The sequence below is a fragment of the Streptomyces sp. NPDC096323 genome (assembly GCF_040302845.1).
In the GTDB taxonomy this organism is placed as follows: Bacteria; Actinomycetota; Actinomycetes; order Streptomycetales; family Streptomycetaceae; genus Streptomyces.
In genome coordinates this window covers 365,652-382,860 of sequence record NZ_JBEOSI010000009.1, presented here as the reverse complement: position 1 = coordinate 382,860, position 17,209 = coordinate 365,652, and the positions used below count along the sequence as shown (strand labels likewise).

General features: G+C 70.7%; 15 protein-coding genes. All 15 read left to right on the top strand.

The features are described 5' to 3' along the window. Positions 1-71 precede the first annotated feature (71 nt). The 15 genes from ftsL (at position 72) to ABTX18_RS25990 (ending at position 16,938) form a co-directional block, all read left to right on the top strand. Positions 72-554 (top strand): cell division protein FtsL, encoded by a 483-nt coding sequence (gene ftsL / locus ABTX18_RS26060; protein WP_352125212.1) that lies wholly within the window; start codon positions 72-74, stop codon positions 552-554. Between the two features lie 4 nt (positions 555-558). After that, positions 559-2,559: a peptidoglycan D,D-transpeptidase FtsI family protein gene (locus tag ABTX18_RS26055; protein WP_352125157.1), complete on the top strand. Its 2,001-nt coding sequence runs from the start codon at positions 559-561 to the stop codon at positions 2,557-2,559. A gap of 17 nt (positions 2,560-2,576) precedes the next feature. Further along, entirely contained in the window at positions 2,577-4,295 is a 1,719-nt protein-coding gene (locus ABTX18_RS26050; RefSeq protein ID WP_352125156.1) for a UDP-N-acetylmuramoyl-L-alanyl-D-glutamate--2,6-diaminopimelate ligase, read from the top strand. 4 nt (positions 4,296-4,299) lie between these two features. Beyond that, complete coding sequence (locus ABTX18_RS26045; protein WP_352125155.1) at positions 4,300-5,706, top strand: UDP-N-acetylmuramoyl-tripeptide--D-alanyl-D-alanine ligase; 1,407 nt, start codon at positions 4,300-4,302, stop codon at positions 5,704-5,706. Next, positions 5,703-6,773 (top strand): phospho-N-acetylmuramoyl-pentapeptide-transferase, encoded by a 1,071-nt coding sequence (mraY, locus tag ABTX18_RS26040; RefSeq protein ID WP_148017737.1) that lies wholly within the window; start codon positions 5,703-5,705, stop codon positions 6,771-6,773. Before ABTX18_RS26045 ends, mraY begins: the two co-directional genes overlap by 4 nt. Further along, the gene (gene murD, locus ABTX18_RS26035; protein WP_352125154.1) at positions 6,755-8,188 is read left to right on the top strand and encodes a UDP-N-acetylmuramoyl-L-alanine--D-glutamate ligase; all 1,434 of its coding nucleotides are present in this window, start codon (positions 6,755-6,757) and stop codon (positions 8,186-8,188) included. Before mraY ends, murD begins: the two co-directional genes overlap by 19 nt. Before the next feature lie 106 nt (positions 8,189-8,294). Then, on the top strand, positions 8,295-9,737 hold the full coding sequence (ftsW, locus tag ABTX18_RS26030; RefSeq protein ID WP_352125153.1) for a putative lipid II flippase FtsW: 1,443 nt from the start codon (positions 8,295-8,297) through the stop codon (positions 9,735-9,737). Between the two features lie 6 nt (positions 9,738-9,743). Further along, positions 9,744-10,838, top strand: a complete 1,095-nt coding sequence (murG, locus tag ABTX18_RS26025; RefSeq protein WP_250970255.1) for an undecaprenyldiphospho-muramoylpentapeptide beta-N-acetylglucosaminyltransferase — start codon at positions 9,744-9,746, stop codon at positions 10,836-10,838. 50 nt (positions 10,839-10,888) lie between these two features. Beyond that, positions 10,889-11,683, top strand: a complete 795-nt coding sequence (locus ABTX18_RS26020) for a cell division protein FtsQ/DivIB (protein ID WP_352125152.1) — start codon at positions 10,889-10,891, stop codon at positions 11,681-11,683. Between the two features lie 276 nt (positions 11,684-11,959). Further along, positions 11,960-13,174: a cell division protein FtsZ gene (gene ftsZ / locus ABTX18_RS26015; protein WP_352125151.1), complete on the top strand. Its 1,215-nt coding sequence runs from the start codon at positions 11,960-11,962 to the stop codon at positions 13,172-13,174. Positions 13,175-13,191: 17 nt separating this feature from the next. Then, positions 13,192-13,932, top strand: coding sequence for a peptidoglycan editing factor PgeF (gene pgeF, locus ABTX18_RS26010; protein WP_503061207.1), 741 nt, complete (start codon positions 13,192-13,194; stop codon positions 13,930-13,932). Positions 13,933-13,935: 3 nt separating this feature from the next. Beyond that, positions 13,936-14,655, top strand: coding sequence for a YggS family pyridoxal phosphate-dependent enzyme (locus ABTX18_RS26005; protein ID WP_352125149.1), 720 nt, complete (start codon positions 13,936-13,938; stop codon positions 14,653-14,655). 125 nt (positions 14,656-14,780) lie between these two features. Next, a complete protein-coding gene (locus ABTX18_RS26000) occupies positions 14,781-15,392 on the top strand; it encodes a cell division protein SepF (RefSeq protein WP_352125148.1) in 612 nt (203 codons plus the stop codon). A 72-nt stretch (positions 15,393-15,464) separates the two neighbouring features. Continuing rightward, positions 15,465-15,749, top strand: coding sequence for a YggT family protein (locus tag ABTX18_RS25995; protein WP_352125147.1), 285 nt, complete (start codon positions 15,465-15,467; stop codon positions 15,747-15,749). Between the two features lie 49 nt (positions 15,750-15,798). Beyond that, on the top strand, positions 15,799-16,938 hold the full coding sequence (locus ABTX18_RS25990) for a DivIVA domain-containing protein (protein ID WP_352125146.1): 1,140 nt from the start codon (positions 15,799-15,801) through the stop codon (positions 16,936-16,938). Positions 16,939-17,209 lie beyond the last annotated feature (271 nt).

The window sequence follows — 17,209 nt, the reverse complement described above, 5'->3', positions numbered from 1 at the left end:
GGGGACGGAGCAGCGCGGTGAGTGATGCGGCCGGCGGGCTGAAGGGACGCGCCGCGCGGCTCAGCCGGCTGATGCCGGCCGGGCCGAGCAACGCCGCCCGGACCCCCTTCGTCCTCCTGGTCGTCCTGCTCCTGGGCGGCGGCCTGATCTCCCTGCTGCTGCTGAACTCCGCGCTCAACGAAGGATCGTTCCGGCTGAGCGAGCTGAAGAAGCGGACCACGGAGCTCACCGACGATCAGCAGGCCCTCCAGCGCGACGTCGACAGCGCCTCCGAACCCGACGCCCTGGCGCGGCGCGCACGGGAGCTGGGCATGGTCCCCGGCGGCAGCCCCGCCTTCCTCGGGCCGGACGGCAAGGTCAGCGGTGTCCCCTCCACCGCCAGTGCCGCGCCGGTCACCGCGGCGCCGAAGTCGGCGGTCCCCGAGCCGCTTCCCGTACCCCCGCCGGCGACGGCCCCCGCCGGATCCGGCCCTGTGCCCACCCCGGGGGCGCCGGGCACCTCGGCGCAGGCGCGTACCCCGGCAGAACAGTCCTCCACGAGCCCCGGCAGGTGACGCAGTGCCCTCCCAGGAACCACCGCGCCGCCGGGTACCCGGCCCCGCCCGACCGCGAAACGCCGCGGCCCGCGCCGGCCGCCCCCGGCCCGCCGCCCGCCCCGAACAGCGACGACGGCCCTCGTCAGCGGCGCCGCGCGGACGGACCCCCCGCGGCCGCTCCCGCCGGCCCCTGCGCCTCGGCAGTCCGCGGCCGCGGCTGCGGCTCGTCAGCCTGGCCCTGACCCTGGTCATGATCGCGTTCGTCGTCCGGCTCCTCCAGGTGCAGGCCGTCGACGCCAACGCGTACGCGGCCAAGGCCGAGAAGAACCGCTACCTCAGCTACACCGTCGCCGCCGAGCGCGGCGAGATCACCGACCGCGGCGGCATCGCGCTGGCCACCAGCGTCGACGCGTACGACATCACCGCCGACCCCAAGATGTTCACCCCCGAGGACAGCAAGGCACCCGACGCGCCCCAGCAGGCCGCAGCCCTCCTCGCGCCCATCCTCGGCGTCGACGCGGCCGGGCTGACCAAGAAGCTGTCGAAGCCGAAGAGCCGGTACGCGGTGCTGGCGCGCAGGCAGACCCCGCAGGTCTGGACGCAGATCAAGGACCTCAAGTCCGTCTTCGCCGAGAAGGCCGCGAAGGACAAGGCGGCCGGCGGGCCGGGGGCCAATGTGCTGGCCGGGGTCTTCCAGGAGCCGACCACCAAGCGCGTCTACCCCAACGGCGGCCTCGCCGCCGGGATACTGGGCTACGTCAACGCCGAGGGCGAGGGCGCGGGCGGCCTCGAATCGCAGCTGGACAAGGAGCTCGCCGGCGAGGACGGCACGATCAAGTACGCCCAGTCCGGCGGCCGCCGGGTCCCCACCGCGGGCACCAAGGAGGTCCCCGCCGTCGCCGGCTCCGACATCGAGCTGACCATCGACCGCGACATCCAGTGGGCGGCCCAGAAGGCCATCTCGGACCAGGTCGCGAAGTCCAAGGCCGACCGCGGCTACGTCATCGTGCAGAACACCCGCACCGGTGAGGTCCTCGCCATGGCCAACGCGCCGGGCTTCGACCCCAACGACCTCTCGCAGGCCGACGCCGCCGCGCTGGGCAACGCGGCGCTCCAGGACGTGTACGAGCCCGGTTCCACCAGCAAGGTCATGTCGATGGCCGCCGTGCTGGAGGAGGGGGTCGCCACGCCCGGCACCCACGTCACGGTTCCCAACCGCCTGCACCGGGGCGACCGGCTCTTCAAGGACGACATCGACCACAAGACCTGGTACCTCACGCTCAACGGCGTACTCGCCAAGTCGAGCAACATCGGCACCATCCTGGCCACCGGCCAGCTCGGCAGGACCCAGGCCCAGGCCAACCAGGTGCTCCACAGCTACCTCCGCAAATTCGGCATCGGCTCACCGACCGGACTCGGCTACCCGGGTGAGACCGCGGGCATCCTCGCCAAGCCGCAGGACTGGTCGACCTCGCAGCAGTACACGATCCCGTTCGGCCAGGGCCTCTCGCTCAACGCCATGCAGGCCGCCTCGATCTACTCGACGATCGCCAACGGCGGCGTCCGGATCGAACCCACCCTCGTCCGCGGCACCAAGGGCGCCGACGGCCGCTTCACCCCCGCCCCGGCGCCCGCGCAGAGGAGGGTGGTCAGCGAGAAGACCGCCAAGACGCTCGCCACCATGCTCGAGTCGGTCGTCGACGACCGCGAGGGCACCGGAACGAAGGCCCAGATCCCCGGCTACCGGGTCGCGGGCAAGACCGGCACGGCCAACCGAGTCGATCCGGTACGCGGCGGCTACCACGGCTACACCGCCTCCTTCGCCGGCTTCGCCCCCGCCGACAACCCCCAGATCACCGTCTACTGCGCCATCCAGAACCCCACCAAGGGCCTCTACTTCGGCGGCCAGATCTGCGGGCCCATCTACAAACAAGTCATGGAATTCGCGCTGAAGACACTGCAGACCGCGCCCTCCGGCAGCGAGCCTGCCCGGCTGCCGGTGTCCTTCGAACCCGGCGAGTGAACTCGGGGAGACCCTCAGTGACAACCATCACCCCCGATCCGGGGAACCGGAACGGGAACCACCGCACCCCCAGCCCCTCACTTCGCGAGAGGCCGGGTGCGCCCGGTACGCTCACCGCCGTGCCCCACGCTGAACAGTCCCGAACCACCCCGAAGGACGCCCCTGTGAACTACCCGGGAGCGCCCCGCCCGGATCGGCTGCGGCCGACCTCCCTGGTCACGCTGGCAGCCCGGCTGGGAGTCGAACCGCCGGGCAACGGCGAAGTCACCGGCATCACCCACGACTCCCGGGCGGTACGCCCCGGCGACGTGTACGCGGCGCTGCCGGGTGCCCGGCTGCACGGTGCCGACTTCACCGCCCAGGCCGCCGGTCTCGGCGCGACCGCCATCCTCACCGACCCGGCGGGCGCCGAACGCGCCGCGGCCACCGGCCTTCCGGTGCTGGTCACCGAGGATCCGCGCGGCCGGATGGGCGAACTCGCCGCCGAGATCTACGGCCACCCCGGCACCGGCCTGCTCCAGATCGGCATCACCGGCACCTCCGGCAAGACCACCACCGCCTACCTCGTCGAGGGCGGCTTCCGCGGCGCCGGACGCACCACGGGCCTCATCGGCACCGTGGAGATGCGGATCGGCGACGAACGCATCAAGTCCGAGCGGACCACCCCCGAAGCGACCGATCTGCAGGCCCTGTTCGCCGTCATGCGCGAACGCGGCGTGGACGCGGTCACGATGGAGGTCTCCAGCCACGCCCTGGTCCTCGGCCGGGTCGACGGCTGCGTCTTCGACGTCGCCGTGTTCAACAACCTCAGCCCGGAACACATGGAGTTCCACTCGGACATGGAGGACTACTTCCAGGCCAAGGCGCGGCTGTTCACCCCGCAGCGCAGCAGGCTGGGCGTCCTCAACTACGACGACGAGTACGGCCGCAGGCTGGTCACCGAGGCATCCGTGCCCGTCACCACCTTCTCCGCCGAGGGCCACCCGGACGCCGACTGGCGGGCCGAGGACGTCGAGGTGGGCCAGCTCGGCTCCACCTTCACCGTCGTCGGACCCAAGGGCGAGCGGGCCACGGCACGGGCCCCGCTGCCCGGCCCGTTCAACGTCGCCAACACCCTCGCCGCGATCGTCACCCTCGCCGTCGCCGGGATCGACCCGCAGACCGCGGCCGACGGCGTCGCCGCCGTGCCCGGAGTGCCCGGCCGGCTGGAACGGGTCGACGCGGGACAGCCGTATCTCGCGCTCGTCGACTACGCGCACAAGACCGACGCCGTCGAGTCGGTGCTGCGCTCCCTGCAGAAGGTCACCGAGGGCAGACTGCACATCGTCCTCGGCTGCGGCGGCGACCGCGACACCACCAAACGCGGCCCGATGGGCGCCGCCGCGGCACGGCTCGCCGACACCGCCGTACTGACCTCCGACAACCCCCGCTCCGAGGACCCCCTCGGCATCCTCGCCGCCATGCTCGCGGGCGCCGCCGAAGTGCCCGTGCACGAACGCGGTGACGTCCTGGTCGACGCCGACCGGGCCGCCGCCATCGCGGCCGCCGTCGGCCGCGCCGGACCCGGCGACACCGTGCTCATCGCCGGCAAGGGCCACGAACAGGGCCAGGACGTCCACGGAGTGGTGCGCCCCTTCGACGACCGGGTGGTCCTGCGCGCGGCCATCGAGCGGTCCCTGGGCCACGAGGACTCCACCCACCGTGCGCGCACCCACGAGAACAACAGTCAGGGATGACCAAGTGATCGCCCTTTCCCTCGCCGAGATCACCGAAATCGTCGGCGGGCAGTCGTACGACATACCGGATCCGGCCGTAACCGTCAGCGGGCCCGTCGTCATCGACTCCCGGGAGGTGAAGCAAGGCAGCCTCTTCGTCGCGTTCGCCGGTGAGCGGGTCGACGGCCACGACTACGCGCGGCGCGCCGTCGAGGCGGGTGCGGCCGTCGTGCTGGCCGCCCGCCCCGTCGGCGTTCCCGCGATCGTCGTCGACGACGTGGTGGCGGCGCTCGGCGCGCTCGCCCGCGCCGTCGTCGGACGGCTCGGCACCACCGTCGTCGCCCTCACCGGATCCGCCGGCAAGACCTCCACCAAGGACCTGATCGCCCAGCTCCTGGAGCGCAAGGGCCCGACCGTGTACCCGGCCGGCAACCTCAACAACGAGATCGGTCTGCCGCTCACCGCGCTGCGCGCCACGGAGGAGACCCAGCACCTGGTCCTCGAAATGGGCGCCCGCTACATCGGCGACATCCGCTACCTCACCGGGCTCGTCCCGCCGCGGATCGGCCTCGTCCTCAACGTCGGCAGCGCCCACATCGGCGAGTTCGGCGGCAAGGAGCAGATCGCCCAGGCCAAGGGCGAGATGGTCGAGTCCCTCCCCGAGGACGGCCTCGCCGTGCTCAACGCCGACGACCCGCTCGTGCGTGCCATGACCTCCCGGACCAAGGCCCGGGTGCTGCTCTTCGGCGAAGCCGCGGATGCGGACGTACGGGGCGAGAACGTCCGCCTCACCGAGGACGGCCGCCCCGCGTTCAGGCTTCACACACCCACCGGGTGCAGTGATGTGACCATGCGCCTGTACGGTGAGCACCACGTGTCGAACGCGCTCGCCGCGGCCGCCGTCGCCCATGAGCTGGGCCTGTCCGCAGACGAGATCGCCGTGGCGCTCTCCGAGTCGGGCACCCTCTCCCGCTGGCGCATGGAGGTCACCGAGCGTCCGGACGGCGTGACGTTCGTCAATGACGCCTACAACGCCAACCCCGAATCCATGAAGGCCGCGCTGCGCGCGCTGGCCGCCATGGGGAAGGGGCGTCGTACGTGGGCGGTGCTCGGCCAGATGGCCGAGCTCGGCGACGCCTCGCTCACCGAGCACGACGCGGTCGGACGGCTTGTCGTCCGGCTCAACGTCAGCAAGCTCGTCGCGGTCGGGGGGAGAGAAGCCTCCTGGCTGCAACTGGGCGCATACAACGAGGGTTCGTGGGGTGAGGAGTCGGTGCATGTGTCCGACGCACAGGCTGCCGTCGACCTGTTGCGCAGTGAACTGCGCCCGGGAGACGTCGTGCTGGTGAAGGCGTCCCGGTCGGTAGGCCTGGAACAGGTCGTCAGCGCGCTGCTGGAGAACGCGTCCGAGGGCGAGGTCGCCGGCCGATGAGGCAGATCCTCTTCGCGGGGGCCATCGGGCTCTTCCTGACCCTGGTCGGTACCCCGCTGCTGATCAAGCTCCTGGCCCGCAAGGGATACGGGCAGTTCATCCGCGACGACGGCCCGCGCAGCCACGGATCGAAGAAGGGCACGCCCACCATGGGCGGCATCGCCTTCATCCTGGCGACGATCATCGCGTACGTCCTGGCCAAGGTGATCACCGGCGAGGACATGCGCTTCTCCGGTGTGCTGGTGCTCTTCCTGATGGCCGGCATGGGGCTCGTCGGCTTCCTCGACGACTACATCAAGATCGTCAAGCAGCGTTCGCTGGGTTTGCGGGCCAAGGCCAAGATGGCCGGCCAGCTGATCGTCGGCATCGCCTTCGCGGTGCTCTCCCTCCAGTTCGCCGACGCCCGCGGCAACACCCCCGCCTCCACCAAGCTCTCGTTCGTCGAGGACTTCGGCTGGTCGATCGGCCCGGTGCTGTTCGTGCTCTGGGCCCTGTTCATGATTCTCGCCATGTCCAACGGCGTGAACCTGACGGACGGTCTGGACGGCCTGGCCACCGGCGCGTCCGTGATGGTCTTCGGCGCGTACACCTTCATCGGGCTCTGGCAGTTCCAGGAGTCCTGCGCCAACGCGGCCACCCTCACCAACCCGAGCGCCTGCTTCGAGGTACGAGATCCACTCGACCTCGCGGTCGTGGCCTCCGCGCTCATGGGCTCCTGCTTCGGCTTCCTGTGGTGGAACACCTCGCCCGCCAAGATCTTCATGGGTGACACCGGTTCGCTGGCCCTCGGCGGCGCGCTCGCGGGCCTCGCGATCTGCTCCCGCACCGAGTTCCTGATGGCGGTGCTCGGCGGCCTCTTCGTGATGATCACGATGTCCGTCGTCATCCAGGTCGGCTCGTTCAAGATGACCGGCAAGCGCGTCTTCCGGATGGCACCACTCCAGCACCACTTCGAACTCAAGGGGTGGTCCGAAGTCCTTGTCGTGGTCCGCTTCTGGATCATCCAGGGCATGTGCGTGATCGTCGGCCTCGGCCTCTTCTACGCAGGATGGGCAGCCAAGAAGTGAGCAACGTGGACTGGCAGGGCAAGCACGTCACGGTCGCCGGACTCGGGGTCTCCGGGATCCCGGCCGCCCGGGTGCTGCACGGCCTCGGCGCCGTCGTCACCGTCGTCAACGACGGGGACGACGAGCGCTCCCGCGGCCAGGCCGCGGAGCTGGAGGCGCAGGGCATCACCGTGCGCCTCGGCGACGGGGCCACCCTGCCGAAGTCCACCGAGCTCATCGTCACCGCCCCCGGCTGGAAGCCGGACAAGCCGCTCTTCGCCGCAGCCGCCGAGGCGGGCGTCCCCGTCTGGGGCGACGTCGAACTCGCCTGGCGGCTGCGCGGACCCGGTGCCGCGCCCTGGCTCGCGGTCACCGGTACCAACGGCAAGACCACGACCGTACGCATGCTCGCCTCGATCCTGGAGGCCGCCGGACTGCGCACCGCCGCCGTCGGCAACATCGGCGTCTCGCTCCTGGACGCGGTCCTCGGCGAGGAGACGTACGACGTCCTGGCCGTCGAGCTCTCCAGCTACCAGCTGCACTGGTCGCCGTCGCTGCGCGCCCACTCCGCGGCCGTCCTCAACCTGGCTCCCGACCACCTCGACTGGCACGGCTCCATGGAGGCGTACGCGGCCGACAAGGGCCGGATCTACGAGGGCAACACCGTCGCCTGCGTCTACAACGTGGCGGACCCCGCCACCGAGGACCTGGTGCGCGAGGCGGACGTCGAGGAGGGCTGCCGGGCGATCGGCTTCACCCTCGGCACTCCCGGGCCCTCCCAGCTCGGGGTCGTCGACGGCATCCTCGTCGACCGCGCCTTCGTGACGAACCGGCAGAAGCAGGCCCAGGAGCTCGCCGAGGTCGCGGACGTGAACCCGCCCGCCCCGCACAACATCGCCAACGCCCTGGCGGCCGCCGCGCTGGCCCGCGCCTTCGGCGTGGAGCCCGCCGCCGTGCGCGACGGGCTGCGGGCCTTCCGGCCCGACCCGCACCGCATCGAGCACGTCGCGGACGTCGCGGGGGTGGCGTACATCGACGACTCCAAGGCCACCAACACCCACGCCGCCGAGGCCTCCCTGGCCGCCTACGACCCGATCGTCTGGATCGCCGGAGGACTCGCCAAGGGAGCCACCTTCGACGAGCTGGTGACCGGGTGCGCGGGGCGCCTGCGGGGCGTCGTGCTGATGGGCGCCGACCGGGCGCTCATCCGCGAAGCCCTCGCGCGACACGCGCCCGAGGTCCCGGTGACCGACCTCGACCGGACCGACACTGGGGCGATGTCCGAGGCGGTCCGCGAGGCGGCACGGCTCGCCCGGCCGGGAGACACCGTACTGATGGCCCCGGCCTGCGCCTCGATGGACATGTTCGTCAATTACAACAAGCGGGGCGAGGCCTTCGCGGACGCCGTCCGCACGCTGGCCGCCGAGAACGCCTGACGGGCCCGGCCCCCGCGCCGTACCGTCCCGGAGCACCCGGGCGGGTACCGGCCGGGGGCCCCCGGCACAGCAGCCCCGGGCACGAGCAGTGGAGGGGACAGGGACCATGCCGGCCGAAGAGAGCTCTGCCGCACGCGGCAGGGACCGCTCACGGGCGACCTCGGCGATCAGCCGGGCGCTCCATCCGCCCCTCCTCGCGGCAGGAGGCGCACCGCTGCCCGCCGGCCTCGCCCTGCGCGTGCGGCCCCCCGCCGGCGCCCCACGGCCCGCTGTGGCCCGCTCCAGGACCTCCGGTGGCCCCCGCTCTCCCCGGGGCGGCGGGGCGCGGCGGCTGTACGAGCAGGCGCGCCGGGCGTGGGACCGCCCGCTGACCGCGTACTACCTGATTCTGGGCGCCGGACTGCTCATCACCGTGCTCGGCCTGGTGATGGTCTACTCCGCCTCGATGATCAAGGCGCTGGAGCTCGGCAAGCCCGGAACGTACTTCTTCCGCAAGCAGTTCCTCGCCGCAGTCATCGGGGCCGGGCTGATGGCGGCCGCCGCCCGGATGCCCGTCAAACTGCACCGGGCCCTGTCCTACCCCCTGCTGATGGGCGCCGTCTTCCTGATGGTCCTGGTCCAGGTGCCGGGGATAGGGATGTCGGTCAACGGCAACCGCAACTGGCTCTACCTGGGCGGCCCCTTCCAGCTCCAGCCCAGTGAGTTCGGCAAGCTGGCCCTCGTCCTGTGGGGGGCCGACCTGCTCGCCCGCAAACAGGACAAACGGCTGCTGACCCAGTGGAAGCACATGCTGGTGCCCCTGGTCCCGGTCGCCTTCATGCTGCTCGGGCTGATCATGCTCGGCGGTGACATGGGCACTGCGATCATTCTCACGGCCATCCTGTTCGGACTGCTCTGGCTGGCAGGGGCGCCGACCCGGCTGTTCGCCGGAGTGCTCGCCTCCGCCGGCCTGATCGCCTTCCTGCTGATCAAGACCAGTCCCAACCGGATGTCCCGGCTCGACTGCATGGGGGCCAGCGAGCCGGGCCCCGGCGGCTCGTGCTGGCAAGCGGTGCACGGCATCTACGCCCTGGCGTCCGGCGGATGGTTCGGATCCGGGCTTGGCGCGAGTGTGGAAAAATGGGGCCAACTACCCGAACCACACACGGACTTCATCTTCGCCATCACCGGGGAGGAACTGGGGTTGGCGGGGACGCTGTCGGTACTCGCCCTCTTCGCGGCCCTAGGCTATGCGGGTATCCGCGTGGCCGGACGCACGGAGGACCCCTTCGTGAGGTACGCAGCGGGAGGTGTGACCACCTGGATCACGGCCCAGGCCGTGATCAACATCGGTGCGGTGCTCGGTCTGCTGCCGATCGCCGGTGTCCCGCTCCCGCTGTTCTCCTACGGGGGGTCGGCCCTGCTGCCGACCATGTTCGCCGTCGGGCTGCTGATCGCGTTCGCGCGAGCGGATCCCGCCGCGAAGGCTGCCCTGGCCATGCGGAGGCCCGGGGTGAGATGGAAGACGATGAGACGGCGCGTCAAGAAGCGTCCGTCCGGAGAGCGGTGAATTTCGGTGCATGTCGTACTCGCCGGTGGGGGGACCGCCGGCCACATCGAGCCCGCGCTTGCCCTCGCGGACGCACTGCGCAGGCAGGACCCGAGCGTGGGAATCACCGCTCTCGGCACGGAGCGCGGACTCGAGACCAGGCTCGTACCCGAGCGGGGGTACGAACTCGCCCTGATCCCGGCCGTACCGCTGCCGCGCAAGCCCACCCCCGAACTCATCACCGTCCCGGGCAGGCTGCGCGGCACCATCAAGGCCGCCGAGCAGATCCTGGAGCGCACCAAGGCCGACTGCGTGGTCGGCTTCGGCGGCTACGTGGCGCTGCCCGGCTACCTGGCCGCCAAGCGCGCCGGAGTCCCGATCGTGGTGCACGAGGCCAACGCCCGGCCGGGCCTGGCCAACAAGATCGGTTCGCGGTACGCGCACGGGGTCGCCGTCTCCACGCCCGACAGCAAGCTGCGCGGCGCCCGCTACATCGGCATCCCGCTGCGCCGCACCATCGCCACCCTGGACCGGGCCCGGGTCCGCCCCGAGGCGCGAGCCGCCTTCGGGCTCGACCCCAACCTGCCGACGCTGCTGGTCTCCGGCGGCTCGCAGGGCGCCCGCCACCTCAACGAGGTGGTCCAGCGCGTCGCACCGCTGCTCCAGCGCTCCGGGATCCAGATCCTTCACGTGGTCGGCCCGAAGAACGAAATGCCGCGCGTCGACAACATGCCCGGGATGCCGCCCTACATCCCGGTACCGTACGTGGACCGGATGGATCTCGCGTACGCCGCGGCCGACATGATGCTCTGCCGCGCGGGCGCGATGACCGTCGCCGAACTCTCCGCCGTCGGGCTGCCCGCCGCCTACGTCCCGTTGCCGATCGGCAACGGCGAACAGCGGCTCAACGCCCAGCCGGTGGTCAACGCCGGCGGCGGACTGCTGGTGGACGACGCGGCGCTCACCCCCGAGTGGGTGCAGGGCAATGTCCTCCCGGTGCTGGCGGATCCGCACCGGCTGTACGAAATGTCCCGCGCCGCCGCCGAGTTCGGCCGCCGGGACGCCGACGATCTGCTGGTCGGCATGGTGTACGAGGCGATCGCCGCACGCCGAGGCGCGTGAGGCGGCCGGGTCCGGGGGCGGCGCCCCCGGACCCGGCATAAGGAGCGAGCGTGGCCGGACCGACGACCGCCCAGCGCGGCACAGGGCAGCAGAAGGACACCCGGGACAGCCCGCCGCGCCCGCGTGCGGAGGGCCGCCGGATGTCCCGGCGCACTCTCCTGATCGTGATCGCCGCGGCCGTGCTGCTGCTCGGCTCAGGCGCAGTCTGGGCGCTCTACGGCTCCTCCTGGCTCCGCACCGAACAGGTCCGGATCACCGGCGTCGACGTACTGACACCGGCCGAGGTGGAGGCCGCGGCGGCGGTGCCGATGGGCGCCCCGCTGATCTCCGTCGACACGGACGCCGTCGCCGCGAGGTTGCGCCAGAAGTTGCCTCGTATCGACTCGGTGGATGTCGTACGGTCATGGCCCCACGGCATCGGACTTAAGGTGACCGAACGGCAGCCGGTCCTGCTGATGAGGAAGGGTGCGAAGTTCACCGAAGTGGACGCCGAAGGCGTGCGCTTCGCCACGGTGGACAAAGCCCCCGTCCGTGTGCCCCTGCTGGAACTGGCGCCGGGACAGTCCGCGAGCAAGCGGAGGTTCGGCAGCGACAGGCTGGTGCGGGAAGCGGTCCGGGTGGCGGGCGACCTCCCGGAGGGGGTCGCCGGGCAGACACGGGTCGTGCGGGTCGTCTCGTACGATGCGGTCTCCCTGGCCCTCACCGGGGACCGCACGGTGATCTGGGGGAGCAGCGAAGAGGGTGTGGTGAAGGCGAGAGTCCTCACCGCTCTCATGAAAGCCTCTCCCAAAGCGGGACACTTCGACGTGAGCGCGCCCACCGCTCCCGCCGTGTCGAGTAGTTGACGCGCATTTGGCCTGGCCAGCACCCTGGTTGGTCAGCGCTACGGGTGATCACATAGGGTGAAAAGAAAAACGGGAGGTTCGGCGTGTTCGTTGAACGTGCGCCACTTGTCGACTTAGTGTCCTGTTCGGAAGAGTCCATGAAGCAGACACACTGGTAACCCTAAACTTCAAGGTTAGGGTTTGGGTCGGCGTTCGGACCGTCCCAATCGGCATCCGTCGTCGCGGCGGGACTACCGCCAAGCGACGACACGTAACTCGAGGCGAGAGGCCTTCGACGTGGCAGCACCGCAGAACTACCTCGCAGTCATCAAGGTCATCGGTGTCGGCGGCGGTGGTGTCAATGCCATCAACCGAATGATCGAGGTCGGTCTCAAGGGCGTCGAGTTCATCGCGATCAACACGGATGCGCAAGCCCTGTTGATGAGCGACGCCGACGTCAAGCTCGACGTCGGCCGTGAACTCACCCGCGGCCTCGGCGCCGGGGCGAACCCGGCCGTCGGTCGTAAGGCGGCAGAGGACCACCGTGAAGAGATCGAGGAGGTCCTCAAGGGGGCCGACATGGTCTTCGTCACCGCAGGAGAAGGCGGCGGCACCGGCACAGGTGGCGCACCCGTCGTCGCCAATATCGCGCGCTCGCTCGGCGCCCTGACGATCGGTGTGGTCACCCGCCCGTTCACCTTCGAGGGCCGGCGTCGCGCGAACCAGGCGGAGGACGGCATCGCCGAACTCCGCGAAGAGGTCGACACCCTCATCGTCATTCCCAACGACCGACTGCTGTCCATCTCGGACCGCCAGGTCAGCGTGCTCGACGCGTTCAAGTCGGCCGACCAGGTACTGCTCTCGGGCGTCCAGGGCATCACCGACCTCATCACCACCCCGGGCCTGATCAACCTCGACTTCGCCGACGTCAAGTCGGTCATGTCCGAGGCCGGATCGGCGCTCATGGGCATCGGCTCGGCCCGCGGCGACGACCGCGCGGTGGCCGCGGCGGAGATGGCGATCTCCTCGCCGCTCCTGGAGGCGTCCATCGACGGCGCCCGCGGTGTCCTGCTCTCCATCTCCGGCGGCAGCGACCTCGGTCTCTTCGAGATCAACGAGGCCGCCCAGCTGGTGAGCGAGGCGGCACACCCCGAGGCGAACATCATCTTCGGTGCGGTCATCGACGACGCGCTGGGCGACGAGGTCCGGGTCACCGTGATCGCGGCGGGCTTCGACGGCGGACAGCCGCCGGCCCGCCGGGAGAACGTCCTGGGTGCGAGCTCCACCAAGCGCGAGGAGCCGGCTCCGCCGGTCCGGGCCGCCGAGCCCGTGCGCCAGACGAGCGGACTGGGTTCCGTGCCCCCGCGCGAGGAGCCCCCGGTACAGGCCGATCCGGTTCCGGTGGCGCACGAGAGCCACCTCCCGCCGGCCGCCCCGCCGCACGTCCCGCCGGCCCGTCCCTACCAGGACTCCCAGGCCGAAGAGCTGGACGTACCGGACTTCTTGAAGTGATAGATCCGCACCATTCAGTGAGCAAGAAGGATTCTGTTTCTTCGGACGGCGGCGCTCACTTCTCCTTCACCGACAGGTGGGGCGGGGTGAGCGCCGCTCCGTACGCGGAGCTCAACCTCGGCGGCGCGGTCGGTGACGACCCCGCCGCCGTCCTGGCCAACAGGGAACGGGCGGCCCGGGCCCGCGGATTCGCTCCGGCGCAGGTCGTCTGGATGAACCAGGTGCACGGGCGGGAGGTCGCCGTGGTCGACGGCCCCTGGGGCGACGGCCGTGAGATCCCCGCCGTGGACGCCGTGGTGACCGCGCGACGCGGACTCCCGCTCGCGGTCCTCACCGCCGACTGCACCCCCGTACTGCTCGCCGACCCGGTCGCCGGAATCGTCGCGGCAGCACACGCGGGCCGTCCCGGTCTGGTGGCCGGAGTCGTCCCCGCCGCGGTCGGGGCCATGGTCCGGCTCGGCGCGGATCCCTCCCGGATCACCGCCCGCACCGGACCGGCCGTCTGCGGCCGGTGCTACGAAGTGCCCGCCGCCATGCGGGACGAGGTCGCGGCCGTCGTCCCCGCCTCGTGGTCCGAGACCAGTTGGGGCACGCCGGCGGTGGACGTCACCGCCGGAGTCCACGCGCAACTGGCGGACCTCGGCGTCACCGACCGGCAGGCGTCGCCCTTCTGCACCCTCGAATCGGGCGACCACTTCTCGTACCGACGCGACCGCACGACCGGGCGGCTCGCCGGATATGTCTGGCTGGACGGATAGGGCATGACGGATCGTAAGGCGCAACTCGCCGCAAATCTGGCACAGGTGGAGGAACGCATTGCTTCCGCCTGTGCCGCCGCCGGTCGCAAGCGGGAAGAGGTGACCCTCATCGTGGTCACCAAGACCTACCCCGCGAGCGATGTGCGGATCCTGCATGAACTCGGTGTGCGCCAAGTCGCGGAGAATCGTGACCAGGATGCGGCCCCCAAGGCCACCGCATGTGCGGATCTGTCCCTCACGTGGCACTTTGTCGGTCAATTGCAAACGAACAAGGTCCGGTCCGTGGCGAGTTATGCCGATGTCGTGCAGTCCGTGGACCGTACGAAACTGGTGACCGCACTCTCCGCCGCGGCCGGCCGCGGCGGGCGCGAACTCGGCTGTCTCATCCAGGTCGCGCTCGACGCGGAGAGCGGCGAGCGGGGGGAGCGCGGCGGTGTCGCGCCCGACGGGATCGAGGAGTTGGCCGACGCGGTCGCGTCCGCGCCCGGACTGCGGCTGGACGGTCTGATGACCGTCGCGCCCCTTGCCGGACCGTACGCCGGAAGGCAACGTGCCGCGTTCGACCGGCTGATGGAATTCTCATCCCGGCTGCGCGGGAACCATCCGGCTGCGAACATGGTCTCTGCAGGGATGAGTGCGGACCTCGAGGACGCGGTTGCGGCCGGAGCGACACATGTGCGCGTCGGTACTGCGGTACTCGGAGTCCGACCCGGGCTCGGGTAACGTCGCCAAGCAAGTCGGACCACAGCAGAAAATATGGTCATTACCGCCTATGGCGGGCAGGCCACCGTGGATCGCGGGCACTTGGTGACAGATGCCGATCCACCACAGAGCGGAGGACTCAGAGCATGGCCGGCGCGATGCGCAAGATGGCGGTCTACCTCGGCCTCGTGGAGGACGATGGGTACGACGGTCCGGGGTTCGACCCCGACGACGAATTCGAACCCGAGCCGGAGCCCGAGCGCGACCGGCGCCGGCACCAGCCCGCGCATCAGGTGGAGCGGGACCGGGACGAACCGGTACGAGCGGTGCAGCCGCCGGCGCAGCGAGAGCCGGTCCAGATCCCGGCGGAGCGAGAGCGACCCGCCCGGATCGCCCCCGTGGCATCCATCACACCTGAACGTCCGAACATGGAGAAGAACGCACCGGTGATCATGCCCAAGGTCGTGTCCGAGCGGGAGCCGTACCGCATCACCACGCTGCACCCCAGGACCTACAACGAGGCCCGTACCATCGGGGAACACTTCCGTGAGGGCACTCCGGTGATCATGAATCTCACGGAGATGGACGATACGGACGCGAAGCGACTTGTCGACTTTGCCGCGGGACTCGTCTTCGGCCTCCATGGCAGCATTGAACGTGTGACACAGAAGGTGTTCCTGTTGTCGCCTGCTAACGTCGATGTCACGGCGGAGGACAAGGCCCGCATCGCAGAGGGCGGATTCTTCAACCAGAGCTGAGAACACGACACCGGGAACGACCCGGCCGCGAGGCCGGAGCTACGAGAGCCAGGGGAGAGGGAAGCGCGAAGGATGGGCGTCGCACAAAGTGTTGTCTACATCGCGTTGATGTGTTTCCTCATCGTGCTGATCTTCCGGCTGGTCATGGACTACGTCTTCCAGTTCGCACGTTCATGGCAGCCGGGCAAGCCGATGGTGGTCGTCCTCGAGGCGACCTACACGGTCACCGATCCACCGCTGAAGCTCCTGCGGCGGTTCATTCCGCCGCTGCGCCTCGGGGGCGTGGCACTCGACCTGTCCTTCTTCGTTCTGATGATCATCGTGACCATCCTGATCAGCATCGTGACCAGGCTGTGAGCGATACGGTCCTGCCGACTGCCGACGACTACGTAGAGGTGAAGAAGAGATGCCGCTGACCCCCGAGGACGTGCGGAACAAGCAGTTCACGACGGTCCGCCTCCGAGAAGGCTATGACGAGGACGAGGTTGACGCCTTCCTCGACGAGGTCGAGTCCGAGCTGACCCGCCTGCTCCGTGAGAACGAGGACCTGCGCGCCAAGCTGGCCGCCGCCACGCGTGCCGCCGCGCAGAACCAGCAGCAGCAGGGCATGCGCAAGCCGGAGCCGCAGGACCGTCCCGGTTCCCCTGTGCCCGCCGCCATATCTGGTCCGCCGGTCCAGCAGCAGCCCCCGCAGATGGGTCCGCCCCAGCTGTCCGGTGGAGCTCCCCAGCTGCCGGCCGGTCCCAGTGGCCACGGACCCCAGGGTCCGCACGGCCCCGGTCCGCAGGGCCCGCACGGCCCCGGCCCGATGCAGGGCGGTCCCATGGGTGGCCCGATGGGCGGCCCCATGGGGCACAACCCGCAGCAGCAGCAGATGCAGCAGATGCAACAGCAGCAGCCGCCGCAGATGCAGCAGCAGGGCCCCGGTGGCGACAGCGCCGCCCGTGTCCTGTCCCTGGCGCAGCAGACCGCCGACCAGGCGATCGCGGAGGCCCGTTCCGAGGCCAACAAGATCGTCGGCGAGGCGCGCAGCCGTGCCGAGGGTCTGGAGCGCGACGCGCGTGCCAAGGCGGACGCGCTGGAGCGGGACGCGCAGGAGAAGCACCGCGTGGCGATGGGCTCGCTGGAATCCGCCCGCGCGACGCTGGAGCGCAAGGTCGAGGACCTGCGTGGCTTCGAGCGCGAGTACCGGACCCGTCTGAAGTCCTACCTGGAGAGCCAGCTGCGTCAGCTGGAGACCCAGGCCGACGACTCGCTCGCTCCGCCGCGGACGCAGGCTGCCGCATCGCTGCCGCCGTCGCCCTCGCTGGCTCCGGCCGGCGCCGGTGCCATGGGTCACACCATGGGCGGCAACCACGGCGGTCACGGCAACCAGCAGATGGGCGGCAACCCGTCCATGGGCGGTGGGCCCTCGTACGGTGGCCAGCAGCAGATGTCGCCGGCAATGACCCAGCCGATGGCACCGGTGCGGCCGCAGGCGCCGCAGCCGATGCAGCAGGCGCCGTCGCCGATGCGTGGGTTCCTGATCGACGAGGACGACAACTGAGCGGTGCGCGCTCGCTGAGCGCGTAGCCGTCGGCAGGCTGAGGGCCGGGCCCCGGGGATTCCCCGGGGCCCGGTCCTTTGCCGTGCGCGGCGGGTGGGTGCGGCCGGCTGCGGGGGGCCGCTGCGCGGGGCGTGTTCCCCTACCCACCCCTTCTCGAACCCGGGGCTCCGCCCCGGACCCCGCGCGTCAAACGCCGGCGAGGCTGACACTCGAGCCCCTGGGCTACGGGAAGGGGCGAGTGGGGGAACAGCGAGGGGCCCGGCCGGAATGT